This window comes from Bradyrhizobium jicamae, assembly GCF_001440395.1.
GTDB lineage: Bacteria > Pseudomonadota > Alphaproteobacteria > Rhizobiales > Xanthobacteraceae > Bradyrhizobium > Bradyrhizobium jicamae.
In genome coordinates this window covers 45,268-61,540 of the sequence record NZ_LLXZ01000220.1, presented here as the reverse complement: position 1 = coordinate 61,540, position 16,273 = coordinate 45,268, and the positions used below count along the sequence as shown (strand labels likewise).

Sequence of the window (16,273 nt, the reverse complement as noted above, 5' to 3'; positions counted from 1 at the left end):
TCGGCGTTATCATGCCTGCGCGCGATTGACTGAACCGCCAGCCGCGGCGGGGCGGCCGCGATGAAGCTCGGAGCCAGTCTCATCATCGGCGGGGCGTTGTTCGCGCTTGCGATCTTCGTCGGCCTGTTCGCGCCCTGGCTGGCGCATACGGATCCCGTCATGGACGCCAATCTCATAAATGCGGAAGAGCCGCCGAGCTGGACCTGGTGGTTCGGCACCGATGCGCAGGGCCGCGACATCTACTCCCGCGTTGTGCACGGCGCACGCATCTCGCTGACGGTCGGCATCGTCTCGCAGTTGGTCAACAGCGTCATCGGCGTGACGCTGGGCCTGACCGCGGGCTACTGGGGCGGCTGGTGGGACGACTTCGTCAACGGGCTGACCAATCTCATGCTCGCGATCCCCTCGCTGATCTTCGCGCTTGCCATCATGGCGGTGCTGGGACCCGGCCTGACCAGCCTGCTGATCGCGCTCGGGCTGACCAACTGGTCCTTCACGTGCCGGATCGCACGGGCCTCGACGCTGTCGCTCAAGAGCCAGGGCTATGTGCAGGCGGCACGGGTGCTCGGCTACGGCGATTTGCGCATCATGATCACGCAACTGCTGCCGAACATGCTCGGACCCATCATCGTGATCGGCACGCTGGGCATGGGCGGCGCGGTATTGGCCGAAGCCGCGCTTTCGTTCCTTGGCCTCGGAATCCGCCCGCCCTATCCGAGCTGGGGCAGCATGCTGTCAGAGGCCCGCGACCAGATCACAACGGCGCCGTGGCTCTCGATTTTCCCGGGCCTCGCCATATTCCTGACGGTGCTCGGTCTCAACCTGCTCGGCGATGGCTTGCGTGACATTCTCGATCCACAGTCGCGGAGCCGGCGCACATGACGGGCCCTCCCCTGATCGAAGTCGAGGATCTGCGCATCGATCTCACTGTCGGACCGAGCCGTGTCGCGGCGGTCGAGGGGATTTCGTTCCGCATCGATCGTGGCGAGACATTCGGCCTTGTCGGCGAATCCGGCAGCGGCAAGAGTATCACGGCGCTCGCGCTGATCGGCCTGTTGCGCCAGCCGCTTTCGATCGGTGCCGGCGCCATACGATTTGAGGGTCGGGAGATCCAGGGACTGCCGGCGGCCGAGCAACGTACGCTGCGCGGCAATCGCATCGCCATGATCTTCCAGGAGCCGATGACGGCGCTTAATCCGGTCTCGCCGGTCGGCCGGCAGATCGCCGAGATGTTCGTGCTGCACAAGGGCAAGAACTGGCGGGAAGCAAACCGGCTGGCCGTCGAGGCGCTCGCGAGCGTCCGCGTCCCCGCCCCCGAGCGACGGGTGAACGACTACCCGCACCAGCTTTCGGGCGGCATGCGTCAACGCGTGATGATCGCCATCGCGCTCGCATGCGGGCCGGATCTTCTGATCGCCGACGAGCCGACAACCGCACTCGACGTAACGGTGCAGGCGGAGATCATCGAGCTGATGCGGAATTTATGCGCCGAAAGAGGTACGGCCATCTTGATGATCAGCCACGATCTGGGCCTGGTTGCCAATGTCTGCCGCCGCGTCGCCGTCATGTATGCCGGTCGCATTGTCGAGGAGCGCGGCTCGGCCGACATTTTCCGCGCATGCGCGCATCCCTATACGCAAGGCCTCGTCGACTCGCTGCCCCGGCTGGGGAGTCGCGCAGCACTCGGCCGCACGCGGCTCAGGGAGATCGCGGGCGTCGTTCCGGCGATCACGAATTTCCCGGAGGGTTGCCGCTTCAATCCGCGTTGCGCGCGGGCGACCGACATTTGCCGCACCACCGCACCGGAGACGACGTTGCTCGGTGCAGGCGGGCTCGTCAGGTGCCATCACCATGCATGAGCCTGCTGGGAGACCTCGTGACGACGTCATCCTCAGCGTGGAGGATCTCGCGGTCCATTTTCCGGTTGGTGGCGGCTTGCTGGGCGGTGGCCGGCGGCTGTTGCGTGCGGTCGACGGCATCGACCTCGAACTGAAGCGCGGTGAATGCCTCGGTCTCGTCGGCGAATCCGGTTGCGGCAAGTCGACTGTCGCGCTTTCAATACTCGGCCTGCAGATGCCGACGCGAGGCCGCATCGTGCTCGACGGGCAGGTCGTAACGGGCCAGCAATCGCTCGATCGCAAAGCACTGGCCCGCATCGTCCAAATCGTGTTTCAGGATCCCTACGCGTCCCTCAATCCACGCCAGACCGTCCGTCGCACGCTGGAAGCCCCGCTGCGCCTGCATGGCGTGACGACCCAAAGCGAGATCGAGGAACGCGTTGCGACGATGCTCAGGCATGTGGGCCTCCGGCCCGAACAGGCTGACCGCTACCCGCATGAATTCTCGGGCGGCCAGCGTCAACGCATCGGCATCGCCCGCGCACTAATCCTCAATCCCAAAATTGTCATCTGCGACGAACCTGTATCGGCGCTGGATGTTTCCATCCGCGCCCAGATCATCAATCTGCTGCTGGAATTGAAGGAAACGCTCGGCCTCTCCTACATCATGATCAGCCACGACTTAGGCGTGGTCGAGCACATGAGCGACAGGGTCGCCGTCATGTATCTCGGCCGCATTGTCGAGACCGGCCACTGGCGCGAAATCTTCGAGCGGCCGGCGCACCCGTATACCCGAACCCTCATCGCCGCCATTCCCGATCCGCTACGCCGCGTACCGCTCGCGACGACGAAGGGCGAGCTTCCCAATCCGCTAAGTCCGCCGGACGGATGCGCGTTCAGCCCGCGCTGTCGTTACGCCGAAAACGTGTGTCATCGCGAGCCTATGCCGCCGCTTGAAACGCGTCCTGACGGACACGCGGTCCGCTGCTGGCGAGCCAACGAGATCGCCGGTCAGCCGGCGTTACCCTCAAACTAACCCTTCTTCGGCGACCAGCCGTAAGCCTTGGCGCAGGCGCCGCCCATCAGCATGGCCCGCTCGGTGTCGCTCAATCGGGTAGTCTTGAGGAAAGGCTCGACGGCTTGCTCGTAATTGACGACGGCGAACGCGCGCGTCCAGTCCGTGCCCCACAGGCAGCGGTCGAAACCCCAGGCGTCGAACACGCGAGCCAACGGGTCCCAAATATCGGGAAAAGGATACGGCTCGCGCGACAGCGTGCAGGCACCGCTCACCTTGATCACGGCGTTCGGCCGCCTGGCGAGCTCCAGCACCTTCGGAAGATCGGCCCAGGGTTCAGGCGGCGCCGGCGGCACGCGCGGCTGCAAAATGCCGAGGTGGTCGATGATGAAGCGCGTGTCGGGATGGCGATCGATCAGCACCCTGCCCGCATCCAGATTGTCCCAGCACAGCAGGTTGACCGGAAAATCATGGCGAACCGCCGCGCGCGCAATTCGGTCGAGGCCGGGATCGTCAGGCGCGCGCGCCGCCTCCTTCCGCAGCATGATGCGGATTCCGACCGCGCCCGGCGTCTTCTTCCACTCCGCAACGACATCGGCGACGCCGGCGTCATCAGGATCGACCGGCTTGACGATGGCGAGGCGTCCGGGATGCGCCCGCTGCACCTCCATGGCATAGCTGGCGTCGTAGCGGTACATCGAAAACGCCGAGATGAAGATCGCGCCGTCGACGCCAACCTTGTCCATCGCCGCGACCATCTCGTCCCCCGTGACGTGATCGGGCCAGTTCGGCACGGTGTGCCACGGCCGCTTCGGACTGTTCGCCTCATAGGCATGAACCTGGGAATCGATAATCGACATCGGGGGCGCTCCTCTGTACCGAGCGATTTTGGACAATGCGGAAGGCCCGTGTCCAGACGCCAAGGACGCGGCACTGCAATGCGTCCGGCGACGCGCCGGCAGACTACGAGAGAGCCGGTCATCGGGTCGCGCAATGCGCAGACCGTTTAGCGCGCGCTGGCGTCGGAAACAGGTTTGCTTCTACTCAAGGCATCAATGCGCTTGGCTTCGGCCACGTCGGAAAATGCACCCTTTTGATCGCCCATGCGGTGCAGGACAATCCCGCGATCAACATAGCAGTCCGAACAAGCGGGATCCTGCTGGATCGCCAGATCGAAATTGGCCAGGGCGATGAACAGATCCCCGCTGCGATAGGCCGAGCTGCCCCGTTCTCGATAATATTTGACGTCTTTGGGCCTCGGCTCGGTAGTCGGGACAACATCTCTTGCAGCAGGAGCAATGCCCGTCGTCACCGCAGGTGCAACGCTGGCCAACTTGGTCGGCTCTTTGAGGTCCTGCGGTTTCGGGGTTCGGTCCTGTGAAGACAGTTCGGTCGATCTGCCGGCAACCGTCTGCGCTGGTTCGCGCCTGGATATCTCAGCCACCTCTGCGGAAGCGAGCGGCAGCCTGTCCACCGGCTTGAGCAGCAGGTAGCCCCCGATAAACACCGTCGCCGCAACCGCGCTCGCCATGGCGTCAACGCCGAGCCTGCGGATGGCGACGGAGAACGCACTGCGGTTTGGCTTCTGCTGCTGCCGGCGCGCGGCCTCGAGCAGCCGATCATAGGCCTCTCGTTGCCGTTGATCGCTCAGAATGGCGTTGGCGCGAACGATCCGCCTGAACGTGTGCGCAGCTTCCGGATTACCGGGATTGAGGTCAGGATGGTTGGCCTTAACGGCCCTGCGAAATGCAACTCGCAAATCTTCCGCGTCGTCATCCGGAAGTGCGCCAACAATATCGTAAAGAGTTTTCATAGTTACTCTCAAAAAAAATTAATACTCTTCAACTCCTCCCCAGCCAAAGCACAGCAAAATCGAATCCCACCGGCAAAACGTGAAGCGGCGGCATGGCAAAAGAACGACGAAATTAAGGGCGGCTGCCCTGCCATTGTCATCTGGAAGACACAGGGCTTACCGCGTCGATGGTGGATGCTGAATACAATTTAGAAGTGCGCGCTGCGCCAGTACACGGTTCATGCGAAGCGCAGAAACAAGCGTGCCGCTGGCTATCCTGGGTTGCTACCGGATTGGCGTTCGCTGTCGAGTCGGCTCGATTTCGCACGTAGCGGACGCCTGCAGCAAGATCAGGCGGTCGCGCGCAGCCTTCTCTGCATCCTGATAGCACTGTCGCTCGTATTCGACCTTCAAGCGGGCCCACCGATCCGGATCCACGGTCTTCAGGTCGGATACTCTGAACTCGCAATCGGGCGCAGGCTGCGGGGAAAGCAGCGCCGGGTCCGGCCGCCGAATTCTTGGCTCCGAATATCGACGCTGTTCAGAGGGTCGGCGGGCGCGCACGACCGCACGGGTGGGAGGCGCTTTGACTTCGCGTTGGGCTGAATTGAATTCACCCTGCGCGGGATTGCGCGCGCAACCGGCAACCGAGATCGAGAACAGGACAGCGCAGGCGGCCAACAACTTTGGGGCGTGCGATTTCAAGCCGGCGGCATGCAGCCGCTCGGTTACAAGCCCGCCAAAACCCTGAGCACGAAACACTGCACCAGCGATCGCCATGATAATGCTTCCGTAGCAACGCGAGCCGTGTTGGAGCTGCCGATCAAAAATGAAATGCCGCGAGAAACGCGGCGATCATGATCGGAAAATTTGAATTGAACTCTAATAATTACGATGAATGAAACCTAAATCATCCGCGCCGGCGACCGACTCGTTGATGACCGAAGGCGCCTTCAACTGATCTCGGCGAGCAAGGCCTTGGCCTTTCGCAGATCGCTCGTGTCAAATCCTTCGGTGAACCAGTCGTAGATCGGCGCGAGAAGCTCACGCGCCATTTTTCGTTTGCCCTGACAGTTCAAGAGCCGCGCCGAGCTGGTGGCCGCGCGCAGTTCCCACGACTTTGCATGCTGCGCGCGCGCGATGGTCAGGGCATGCTCGAAATACGCTTTCGCCTTCGCCTCGTCCCGCTGCGGCCACCTGAGCGCGATTTCGCCGGCAACGCGATGCGCCTCAGCCTCGCACCATCTTTCCTTGGTTTCCCGCATTGCCGTCATGGCGCTGCCGATACAGCGCCATGCATCGTCGAACTGGCCGGCATCCGCGTGCGCGATGGCCAGCATGAACTCCTGCTCCGGCGTAAATATCGTCGATCCGGCCGACCGCCATAGATCAATACCTGCCGTGACGGTCTCGACCGCTTTCGCCGCTCCCGTAAGGGTCAGGATATAGCCCCGCCGCAACACGCCTTCCGCTTTCCGGAACGGGGCGCTCTTCTCCTCCGCCAGTGTGACAAGCTCTTTGAGATGCGTATTCGCCGCGTGGTAATTCCCGCAATAGGTATTAACAAGGATCGGGAAATTCAGCGTGAACATCAACGTGGCCGCATGCTCGATCTGGCGCGCTTCGCTTAGCGCCAAGTCTGCGTCGTTCAGCGCGGCCAAGGGATAACCGAGCAGCCATGAAGCCATCGAACGGAAGGCCAGGCATGTGACCCGGAGGTCCTGGCCAAATCGCGTCATCAATCGGCGGTGCTCGGCGGGACGATAGAGCGCGAGGGCTTCGTTGTAGTGCGCCCTGGCCTCAACGAGGTCCCCCCGCAACGCGAGCGTACTTGCCATGGTGCGGTGTCCGATCATGCGCGGCACGGCCGCGCCCTCGTTCTCGCCCAGCGCCAGAAACCGTGCCGCGAGCTCGCGCGCAACGTCGCCATTGAAGTTGATGAAATTGACGATCCACTGGCCAAACAGGGTCGAGAGCAGCAGCGAGGGGTCATCGGGCGACTCTCCAAGCTGTCCCGCCTGCTCGATAAACGCCCTCGCTTGCGCCACCGCAGTCTTGGTTTCGGGAGCGCCATATCCCTTGACATGCATCAGCGTGTTCAACAGCGCGACTTGCAGGATGATCTGCTCGCGCCGAAGGTCGGGCGTGCTGGGCAAGGTCGCTATTTGCGCCAGTGCCTGATCGAGCTGTTCTGCTGCTTCGATCAGCGCCGAACGCTCCTGCGACCGCTGTCCCGCCTTGCCCCACAGACGGGCTGACTTCTCGATCAGATCGGCCTTTGTGTAGTGACGGGCGAGCAGCTCGGGCTGGCTATCGGCTATTTCCGGGAATTGGTTTTCAAGGACTTCGGCGATGCGCGCATGCAGCGCGCGCCTCGGCTCGCGCAGCAGCGTACCGTAGGCCGCGTCCTGCACCAGCGCGTGCTTGAACAGATAGCTCGCATGTGGCGGCGCGCCCTGTCGAAACAACAACCCCGCCGCGATGAGCCGGTTGAGGTCGGCATCCAGTTCCGCTTCCGGCTTTCGCGCGACCGCGGCAAGCAGCATGTGAGGAAATGCCCGGCCGATCGCCGCGCCGACCTGCGCGACGTCTTTCGCCGGGCCGAGCCGGTCGAGCCGCGACATCAGCGAAGCCTGCAGGCTTGCCGGAACCGCCACAACAGGCGTCGGCGCCCCTGCGAAGGTCCGCTGCACCTCACTCTCGCCCTCCGCATCCAGCACCGCCTTGGTCATTTCCTCGGCGAACAGCGGAATGCCGTCGGTGCGCTCGATGATGTCCTGGCGGATGCCCGCCGGCAGCGACCGGTCGCCGACGACTTCCTCGATGAGGGAATGGATGTCGCGCGGCGCCAGCCGGTTGAGGGTCAGCTCATTCACCTGCGGCCGTCCGATCCAGGGCGGGCTGAATTCCGGCCTGAAGGTCGCAAGTATCAACAGCCGGTGATGCACGGCCAGGTCCACCGCCCCCATGAAGAATTCGAGGCTGGTGGGATCGGTCCAATGCGCATCTTCGAAAATCATCAGCACGGGATGGATCCGCGCCAGCGCCTCGATGTGCGAAGCAAGCGCTTTCAGTGTTTTTTGACGGCGGAGCTGCGGCTCAACTTCAACCGGGGGGTAGCGCCCATCGCCGGGCAGCGACAGCATTTCGGCAAACAGCGCCGCATCCTCCGCTGGCGTCGCGCTTTGAGTCAGCAGCGCGTCGAGCTTGTCCGCTTTCGCTTGCTGGCCGTCATCGTGAGCGAAGCCGGCGGCGCGCCACATCTCGCCGATGACAGGATAGAGCGTGCTGTCGGTATGCTGCGGCGAACAGAAGTACTGCAGGCGAATGTGCGGCTCGCGCGCAAGCTGTTCCAGAAGCGCGACGGTGAGCCGTGATTTGCCGATGCCAGCTTCGCCAGAAAGCAGGACCACCTGACCTTCGCCGCTCCTGGCTCGCTTCCATCGGCTCAGAATCAACTCCATTTCTTCATCGCGACCGATCAGCGGAAGCACATCGCCGCTTTGGAGAGCATGCGATCGGCTGCTCACCATTGTCCTGCCGGCAACCTGCCAGGCAGCGACCGGTTTTGCCAAACCCTTGATCTCGACCTTGCCGAGATCGAGATACTCGAACTGCGGTCCCGCGATCGTCTTTGTGCGGCCCGAAATGACAACGCTGCCGGGCTCTGCGAGCGATTGCAGCCGGGCGGCAAGATTCGGGGTGTCACCGAGGATGCCATGCTCCTCGGAGATCGCGCTATCAGACATGTCGCCGACAATCGCAACGCCCGTCGCAACGCCGATCCGCGCGCTCAACTTCTCTTTTGCCGGCAAGGCGGCGATCGCCTGCACCAGTGCGAGGCTGGCCTGAACGGCACGCTCCGCGTCGTCCTCGTGCGCGTGAGGGTAGCCAAAACATACGACGGCGCCGTCCCCATGATGTCGCGCGACAAAGCCGTCGAAGCGGGCAATGGTTTCAACAATGCAGCGCCGGTAGCCGGCAATGATTGCGCTGAAGTCTTCGGGATCGAGTCCCGCGGAGAGTTCAGTCGATCCGACCAGATCGCAAAACAGGACGGTAAGCTGCCGGCGTTCGACCGGCCGCGAGTCACGCACCGTCGTTGCCGCCGCGCGCGACTCCACGCGCAACCTGGTCCCGCAGTCGCCGCAAAACTTGTTAAGTGCCGGATTGGCAACGCCGCAGGCCGGACAGCGTCGCACGACCGCTGCTCCGCACTGGCTACAGAACGCTCTTTGCTCCGGGACTTCGGCTGCGCAATTCGTGCAGTGCATCCGGACCTCAGGGGATATCAATGGCGGCGGCACAATGCGCCGGAACTCGAGGGAGCATTATGATCTCCGTCACACCTCCAGCCGTCCGCCCCTGGGTTCCATAGTGATTCTAAAGCGCTGACGTTCGAGGTGGATCATGTCGGGCCCGCCTCCGAACCGTGGATGGTACCACGAGATCGCAGCGCGCATTTTCGTAGGAAGGGTAGAGCCAACGGGTCGCGCGAACGCGCGCCCGATGACAGGCTCCGCGAAACCCATCGCCGGTGTGAACGGACACATTGATGGGTATCGCTTCGCTCCACCCATCCTACGCAGGTGCCTCGTCGCGTTCTCTGCACGCGATGGTGCGGTCACGGTACCGAAACGCAACAGCCGATTACAATCAGATCTCAAGATCGGAGTTGTAATGAAGAAACCAACCAGACTCAGGTTAGATTCACTGCGATTGAAACTTGGCTGGGGGCTGCAATGCCATACTTCAATTTTGATCTCGTCATCGGCGCGGAATTCAAATGCCAGGGCGGCATGATCCTCGAAGACATGGAAAACGCGATCGATAAAGCGGAAAGTCTCGCGAGCGAGCTTCGCATCGTTCGACCCGAGCTGTGTTCCACCGGATGCGCCGTACGCATCACCGACGATGAAAGTAACGAGCTCTACCGTACTCCGGTCGAGCTTCTCGGCCGCAGATGAAATCTGCCCCGTCACGCAAGCCGTAAGCGCACGAGACGAGTTGGTCCGTGGATTTACGGCAATGGCGCCAGCTGAGTTGGCAGCGATCTCTTGCCCACGGGGCAGCCCGTTGATCCCTTGCGGGACTGAGCCTGCACCGGAGACTCGCTGGAATGGTTCGGATCAGATGCCGATGACTCGGTCGCGCTCATGAACTCGGCAACGGCAACTTTCGATGACCATTCCACGTAACTGACAGCCGCCAACGCAAGTGCGAGCAGGATGATAAGCTCGACTACCACGGTAGTGCTTATTCCCCGCCACTGGATCTGGCCATTCAACAACAGCATCGCACACCTCCCGAAACCGGGCATGCGACGGCCTTAAATCAACACGCTATTTCCAGATGTGAACTACCTCACGTCTCACGCGCAGTTGATGTTGCGACGGAACATTGGGACGTCTTTTTTCTGGGCGCCATCGCCCCATGAGCATCGTTGGAGGCAGAGAAAGGTCAGGTGGTACCGGTAAAAATACGGGTCCGCGTGTGCGGTAGAACACCAACAGGAAAACAACAGTCGTGCTCAAATGAGAAAAGTCGCTCAGAAATGCGATTCCATTTTCCTCTGAATGTGGCCTGATGGGTTGCCGGAGAGCTCGTGTGATTCGCGTTTGGTGACAGTCCACAATGGAGGCTGCCATGAAAGCGTTTGGTCGCGTACTGACGGCATTCGGTCTTCTTGTCTTGTTTTCCTTTCGGGCAGACGGGCACGATCCGTCGATGGCGAACCACGAATGGTTCAACAAGCAGGAAATGAACGCCGCCGCCCGGAAGCGTCTCGGTGTTCCCTGGAAATCCTGCTGCGACAATGGCGACGTATTCAAGACCCGCTTCAGGGTTGGCGAAGATCGCTCGGACCAGTGGCAATACCTGAAAGACGGTGAGTGGAAAACCATCCCGCCCGACATCATCAAGGAAGAGGACACGCCTGATCGCACTCCCGTGCTGTTCATCAATCGGCCCACGGGAGTCGAGCTTTGCTTCTTCCTGCCGCGGGGAGGTCTTTGATCTGTGCATCTGAAGAGGTGCGCAGATGCCGTAGCCCGTGGGGCGGATTAGCGAAGGCTGATCCGCCCCACGTATGTGCGTTGATTTCCGTCACCGAATACCGGCGCACGGGCGCACACACGAAACTTCTCTGGTTCCCTTGATTTGAATCAACGGGACATCGCGATGCGCGATCTCTTTTGCGCGGTGCCTGGGGGCGATTTACCTAGGAGATCGCGATGATCAAAATAGTAGTGGTTGGAGCAACTGCACTCTTCCTTACTGCATCGCCGATTGCCCACGCGCAAACTCCCTCTCCCGCGACTCCGGAACGGCTGAATATAGCGGACCGGAATTCGCTGACGGACTTGCGGATTGAACTGGTGAAGGCCGCGTTGCAGCTCACACCTGACCAGGAAAAACTATGGCCGGCTGTCGAGAGCGCCATTCGTGGCAGGGCGGAGGATCGGAAAGCCCGCGTTGCAAAAATCTCGGAAACAGTGGGCAGGCGGGCCGATCAAAGCACGATCGAGGTCATGCGCAATCGTGATCCCATCGCATTCATGCAACGACGCTCGGAAGCATTGGCTCAACGATCAGCCGATCTGGATAAGCTCGCCGAAGCGTGGCAGCCACTTTATAAGACGTTTAGTCCCGAACAGCGGCGACACATGGCAGCGCTTGCGCTCTTTGTGCTCCACGATATGAGCGAGGCCGTAGAACGGCGGCGCGCGCTGGCTGACGAAGACGATTGAAGCAAGGCAATTCGATTTGTGAACTGCCGCGTCATGGTCGGAGCATATGCGGCTGACTGACTTCAAGCCTGGGCGAAGTCGGCTTTGGTCAAGGCGGACTTCCCCCAGGTCGCTCAGGGTCATTCTCTTCGCAGAATTTTATCCATTGTTTTTCCCCGCGCCAGCTCATCGATCAATTTATCCAAATAGCGAATTTCTCGCATAGTTGGTTCTTTGATATCTTCCACCCGGACATCGCAAATCACGCCTTTGATCAAGGCTCGCGAGGGATTGATTTTAGGGGCCTCGGCAAAGAATGATTCGAAGTCAGTCTGTTTCTCCAGTTGAGCTTCCAGCTCCTTCTGACCATAACCCGTCAACCAGGTGATGACCCGATCGACCTCTGCTTTTGTACGTCCTTTTTTCTCTGCTTTCGCGACGTAAAGTGGGTAAACGCTTGCGAAGCTCGTCGTGTAGATCCGGTGTTTTGCCATGAGTGCTCCAGGAGAATCTTATTAAGGCATGTAAGACCTGAGATCATCTGGGTGCCCGGCCGCTACTAGCCATGAAGAAGCTGTGCGTTACTAATCCCGGGCTTAGCGGCGCCTTCCCACCCGGTGTTTACCCAAGGCAAAATCAGGCATTCGCCAGAGTTCAAGATATATGCCTGAGTTTATTCACACGCTACCGCCTATGAAGATGGGCACACTATTGTATCGCACGGCTCCATATCGTCGCAGCCCCTCACGCGCTCCGGTAAATCCGCGCGGCGTACTGGATTCCCCGTGTGCGCAAGGGATGACAATCGAGTGCTACATCGCTATCCCTACGTCATGGCGAGCGTAGCGAAGCAATCCATCCCTCCGCATGCGTGGTGACAATGGATTGCTTCGCTGCGCTCGCAATGACGGCATCAAACCCCGCGAACAATTCGCAACAAATGCTCCTGCAAACGAGTTGCGGTTGCGCATCAAACCCCCGCCTTTCATGTTAACTGCCCCCCTGCTAAACCGCCGGCCATGACCAGTTCCCCTACCCTCAAGACCAATGTCGCGGCGATCTCGATCTTCGCCAGCGCCGGCATGGCGGCGGCGAAGTTTGCCGTCGGCATTGCGATCGGCTCGCTGGCACTGATCTCGGAGGCGCTGCACTCTTCCGTCGACGTGATCGCGACCGTCATCACCTGGCTGGTGGTGCGGGTGTCCGACCAGCCGGCGGACGCGGAACATCATTACGGCCACGGCAAGTTCGAGAGCCTGTCGGCGCTCTTTGTCATCGCGCTGCTCTATGTGCTGGCCGGCGGCATCCTGGTCGAATCCTGGAGCCGGCTGAGCGAGGGCGCGCCGCCGCCGACGCTCTCCGCCATTCCCTTCGTGGTGCTGGTGATCGACATCGCCGTCAATTTCTGGCGCGCGCGGGCGCTGCATCGCGCGGCGCGGGCGACGCGGAGCCAGGCGCTGGCGGCGGATGCGCTGCATTTTGCCTCCGACGTGCTCGGCTCCACTGCCGTGATCATCGGCCTCGTGCTGACCGGCATGGGCTTTGCCTGGGGCGACTCGGTCGCCGCGATCGCGGTCGCCGTGATGATCTCGATCATCGGCCTGCGGCTGGGACGCTCCACCATCGAAACCCTGCTCGACCGCGCGCCGGAGGGCGCGTTCGAAAAGGCGACCGCCGCGATCCGCGCGGTGCCGGGCGTAGTCGGCGTCGAACGCGTGCGCGTGCGCATGGTCGGGCCGACGCATTTCATCGACGCCATCGCAAAAGTGCCGCGCACCTATCCGATCGACCGCGTCGAAGCGATCAAGAAATCCGCGCAAGTGGCCGTCAGCAAGGCGCTCGGCGACGCCGACCTCACCTTCACCGCGGTGCCGGTTGCGCGCGACAATGAGAGCGTGCGCGAGCGCGTCATGGTGATCGCCCGCAATTCCGGCCTCGCCGTCCACCACGTCACCGTACACGACCTCGGCGAGAAGCTGATCGTCAGCCTCGACCTCGAAGTCGACGGCGACATGGAACTCTTGGCCGCGCACGACATCGCCCACGACCTGGAGCACAGCATCCGCGAGGACTTTGGCGAGGACGTCGAGGTCGACACCCACATCGAGCCGCTCGAGCCGGAACTGCCGCACGGCACCGAAGCCGCGCCCGAGCGCGTCGAAGTGATCAAGGCGGCGCTGATGCGCTTTGCCGGCAACGGCGCGATCCATGACATTCATAATGTGCGCGTGCGCGACACCGACGCGGGCGAAATCGTTAATTTCCATTGCCGCGCCGCGCGGTCGCTGAGCGTCATCAAGGTACATGAGAGCGTCGACGAGATCGAACGCGCGCTGCGTCGCGCGTTCCCCTCGATCAAGCGCGTGATCAGCCATGCCGAGCCGCCGCGTGCGTAGTTTTTCGGAGCGTTCCCGTTTCGGACTCGCCTCGGCGATGCCTTAATTTGCGTTGGACAAGATTTATTTCGAATTAACGAATCGTTGACTCTCGACAGCCCCAAAAAAGTGGATTCAAATCGCTGTGATTCGGAAGGTGTGCGGGGCGCTTCCGGTCAGTGTGCAAATGGGCTTTCGGCGGGGGTCTACGGCATGGCGCGAGCGCACGCGGCGAACGCGTACGTTCAATCCGATTCGATTAAAGGATTGGCGCAATCGATCGCGAAACCTGCCTATCACCGGCTGCTGACGGCAGAGCCGGCGCTTCGTCGCGCCGTGCCGACGCTCATCATCGCGTTCCTCATCACCATTTGCCTCGGCGCCTTCGTGCAGGTGATCGACCAGAGCCGGCAGAAGCGCGCCGCGATGAAGCGCGACCTCTCCGCACTCACCGATCTCCTGGCCGAGCGCCTCGACCGTGTTGCCTCGGTCCGGCAGGACCGCGCCCTCAATCTCGAGCGGCTGCAGAGCCTGCTGCCTGACCTGATCCCGGCCTGGGGCCTTGCCAACGGCCGCCATGTCATCATCACCGGCGCCGATCACCGCATCATGGCCCGCGTCCCGGGCGAGGGCAGCCTCGGCGGCGGCGACCACATCCTCGATGTCATCAGCACGGCGCAACTTCTCGCTACGCCCGGCCAGCAGGGCGTCATCAACGACATGACGCTGCCGAACGGCAACGGCGCCATGGCAATCTCGAAGCTGATCAAGTCGCTGCCGGGCCAGGTCATCGTCATCCAGGAAAAGAACGAGCCGCTGTGGGGTTCGGATGCCGCGCTGTCGGTGACGCTGTCGGCCACCACCGGCTTCGTCGTGCTGATCCTCGGCTTCGCCTTCCACTGGCAGTCGACCCGCGCCCGCGAGGGCGATCTCATCAACGACGCGGTGCGCGGCCGGATCGACACCGCGCTCAATCGAGGCCGCTGCGGCTTGTGGGACTGGGACCTGTCGCGCGGCCGGATCTTCTGGTCGGCATCGATGTTCACGATGCTCGGCCTCGATTCCCGCAACGACCTCCTCACCTTCGGCGAAGTCAACGCGCTGGTGAAATCCGACGACATCGACCTGTTCGAGATTGCCGACCAGATGATCGCCGGCAAGCTCGACCACATCGACCAGACCTTCCGCATGCAGCATACCGGCGGCCACTGGATCTGGCTGCGGGTGCGTTGCGAGCTCAGCCAGACCCTGGCCGACGGCGGGCTGCATCTGATCGGTATCGCGGTCGACATCACCGAGCAGAAGAGCCTCGCCGAAAAGACCGTGGAAGCCGACCTGCGGCTGCGCGACGCGATCGAGACCATCCCGGAAGCCTTCGTGCTGTGGGATGCGGAAGACCGCCTCGTGCTCTGCAACTCGCACTTCCAGCGCCTGCACAAACTGCCCGATACGGCGGTAACCCCCGGCACGTCGTATGAGACCGTGATCGAGGTCGGCAGCATGCCGGAAGTGCGCACCAGACTGCAGGAGACCGGCGCGCAAGCGCCGGGAGCGCGCACGTTCGAGGCGCAGCTCGACGATGGAAGCTGGCTGCACATCTCCGAGCGCCGCACCAAGGACGGCGGCTACGTCTCGGTCGGCACCGATATCACCCGCATCAAGGAGCACGAGCAGAAGCTGATCGAGAACGACGCTCGCCTCCGCGCCAACGTCATCGATCTGAAGCGCTCGCAGGCGGAGCTGGCCGACCTCGCCGAAAAATATTCGCGGGAGAAGAACCGCGCCGAGGAAGCCAACCAGGCCAAGTCGAAATTCCTCGCCAATATGAGCCACGAGCTGCGCACGCCGCTCAACGCCATCATCGGCTTCTCCGAGATCATGGGCAGCGGCATGTTCGGTGTGCTCGGCTCCGACAAGTATCAGGAGTACTGCCATGACATCCTGACATCAGGCAAATACCTGCTCGAAGTCATCAACGACATCCTCGACATGTCGAAGATCGAGGCTGGCCGCATGAAGCTCGACATGGAGCCGCTCGACCTGTCGAAGATTCTGGCGGAGTCGCTGCGCGTGGTTTCGGGCCGCGCCGAGGACAAGAACCTGACGCTGGACGCCGATATCGAACGCACCATTTCCGTCGTGGCCGATCGCCGCGCGGTCAAGCAGATCTTCGTCAACCTGCTCTCCAATGCCGTCAAGTTCACCCCCGACGACGGCAGGGTCACCGTGCGCAGCCACGTCCTCCCCAACTCGATCGTGCTGATGATCGCCGATACCGGCATCGGCATCGCACCGGCCTCGCTGCAGCGGCTGGGCAAGCCGTTCGAGCAGGTCGAGAGCCAGCTCACCAAGACCTACCAGGGTTCGGGGCTTGGGCTGGCCATCGCCCGCTCGCTGACCAGCCTGCATGGCGGAACGATGCGGCTGCGCTCCAAGCTCGGCACCGGCACCGTGGTCCGCATCGTGCTGCCGCGCGAACCGGAGCGGACGAAGGCGATGGCAAAGATCGAGGCCGCCGCCTGACG

14 protein-coding genes are annotated in these 16,273 nt (G+C 62.1%); 8 read left to right on the top strand and 6 right to left on the bottom strand.

Annotated elements, in window-relative coordinates:
* The first annotated feature begins 60 nt into the window (after positions 1-60).
* Genes CQ12_RS39315 through CQ12_RS39305 form a run of 3 tightly spaced genes read left to right on the top strand, consistent with a single transcriptional unit; the run spans position 61 to position 2,874 of the window.
* The gene (locus tag CQ12_RS39315) at positions 61-882 is read left to right on the top strand and encodes an ABC transporter permease (protein ID WP_057840586.1); all 822 of its coding nucleotides are present in this window, start codon (positions 61-63) and stop codon (positions 880-882) included.
* Positions 879-1,859 (top strand): ABC transporter ATP-binding protein, encoded by a 981-nt coding sequence (locus CQ12_RS39310; RefSeq protein WP_057840585.1) that lies wholly within the window; start codon positions 879-881, stop codon positions 1,857-1,859. Before CQ12_RS39315 ends, CQ12_RS39310 begins: the two co-directional genes overlap by 4 nt.
* Positions 1,852-2,874: an ABC transporter ATP-binding protein gene (locus CQ12_RS39305; RefSeq protein ID WP_057840613.1), complete on the top strand. Its 1,023-nt coding sequence runs from the start codon at positions 1,852-1,854 to the stop codon at positions 2,872-2,874. The genes CQ12_RS39310 and CQ12_RS39305 overlap by 8 nt, the downstream gene beginning before the upstream one ends.
* Here CQ12_RS39305 and CQ12_RS39300 read toward each other — a convergent pair.
* The 4 genes from CQ12_RS39300 to CQ12_RS39285 form a co-directional block, all read right to left on the bottom strand.
* Positions 2,871-3,713: an amidohydrolase family protein gene (locus CQ12_RS39300; RefSeq protein ID WP_057840584.1), complete on the bottom strand. Its 843-nt coding sequence runs from the start codon at positions 3,711-3,713 to the stop codon at positions 2,871-2,873. The two genes, CQ12_RS39305 and CQ12_RS39300, sit on opposite strands and share 4 nt — an antisense overlap.
* A 146-nt stretch (positions 3,714-3,859) precedes the next feature.
* Positions 3,860-4,666, bottom strand: coding sequence for a J domain-containing protein (locus tag CQ12_RS39295; protein WP_057840583.1), 807 nt, complete (start codon positions 4,664-4,666; stop codon positions 3,860-3,862).
* A gap of 264 nt (positions 4,667-4,930) precedes the next feature.
* Positions 4,931-5,425, bottom strand: a complete 495-nt coding sequence (locus tag CQ12_RS39290) for a hypothetical protein (RefSeq protein WP_057840582.1) — start codon at positions 5,423-5,425, stop codon at positions 4,931-4,933.
* Positions 5,426-5,598: 173 nt separating this feature from the next.
* Positions 5,599-8,919 carry an adenylate/guanylate cyclase domain-containing protein gene (locus CQ12_RS39285; RefSeq protein WP_083519677.1) on the bottom strand — a complete coding sequence of 1,107 codons (3,321 nt, stop codon included), beginning with the start codon at positions 8,917-8,919 and terminating at the stop codon, positions 5,599-5,601.
* Positions 8,920-9,387: 468 nt separating this feature from the next.
* On the opposite strand from CQ12_RS39285, the gene CQ12_RS39275 reads away from it, so the two are divergent.
* Positions 9,388-9,612 (top strand): hypothetical protein, encoded by a 225-nt coding sequence (locus CQ12_RS39275; protein ID WP_057840579.1) that lies wholly within the window; start codon positions 9,388-9,390, stop codon positions 9,610-9,612.
* A 53-nt stretch (positions 9,613-9,665) separates the two neighbouring features.
* Here CQ12_RS39275 and CQ12_RS39270 read toward each other — a convergent pair whose 3' ends face one another.
* Positions 9,666-9,941, bottom strand: coding sequence for a hypothetical protein (locus tag CQ12_RS39270; RefSeq protein ID WP_157088764.1), 276 nt, complete (start codon positions 9,939-9,941; stop codon positions 9,666-9,668).
* Between the two features lie 350 nt (positions 9,942-10,291).
* Between CQ12_RS39270 and CQ12_RS39265 the strand changes: the two genes are divergently transcribed.
* Together CQ12_RS39265 and CQ12_RS39260 are read left to right on the top strand one after the other, a co-directional pair.
* The gene (locus CQ12_RS39265; protein ID WP_157088763.1) at positions 10,292-10,660 is read left to right on the top strand and encodes a hypothetical protein; all 369 of its coding nucleotides are present in this window, start codon (positions 10,292-10,294) and stop codon (positions 10,658-10,660) included.
* A gap of 218 nt (positions 10,661-10,878) precedes the next feature.
* On the top strand, positions 10,879-11,394 hold the full coding sequence (locus tag CQ12_RS39260; protein WP_057840576.1) for a Spy/CpxP family protein refolding chaperone: 516 nt from the start codon (positions 10,879-10,881) through the stop codon (positions 11,392-11,394).
* 119 nt (positions 11,395-11,513) lie between these two features.
* Here CQ12_RS39260 and CQ12_RS39255 read toward each other — a convergent pair whose 3' ends face one another.
* A complete protein-coding gene (locus CQ12_RS39255) occupies positions 11,514-11,867 on the bottom strand; it encodes a DUF2200 domain-containing protein (protein ID WP_057840575.1) in 354 nt (117 codons plus the stop codon).
* 525 nt (positions 11,868-12,392) lie between these two features.
* Here CQ12_RS39255 and CQ12_RS39250 point away from each other — a divergent pair.
* Both CQ12_RS39250 and CQ12_RS39245 read left to right on the top strand, forming a co-directional pair.
* Positions 12,393-13,769 (top strand): cation-efflux pump, encoded by a 1,377-nt coding sequence (locus tag CQ12_RS39250; protein WP_057840574.1) that lies wholly within the window; start codon positions 12,393-12,395, stop codon positions 13,767-13,769.
* 192 nt (positions 13,770-13,961) lie between these two features.
* Positions 13,962-16,271 (top strand): sensor histidine kinase, encoded by a 2,310-nt coding sequence (locus CQ12_RS39245; protein ID WP_057840573.1) that lies wholly within the window; start codon positions 13,962-13,964, stop codon positions 16,269-16,271.
* The last annotated feature ends 2 nt before the right edge of the window (positions 16,272-16,273 follow it).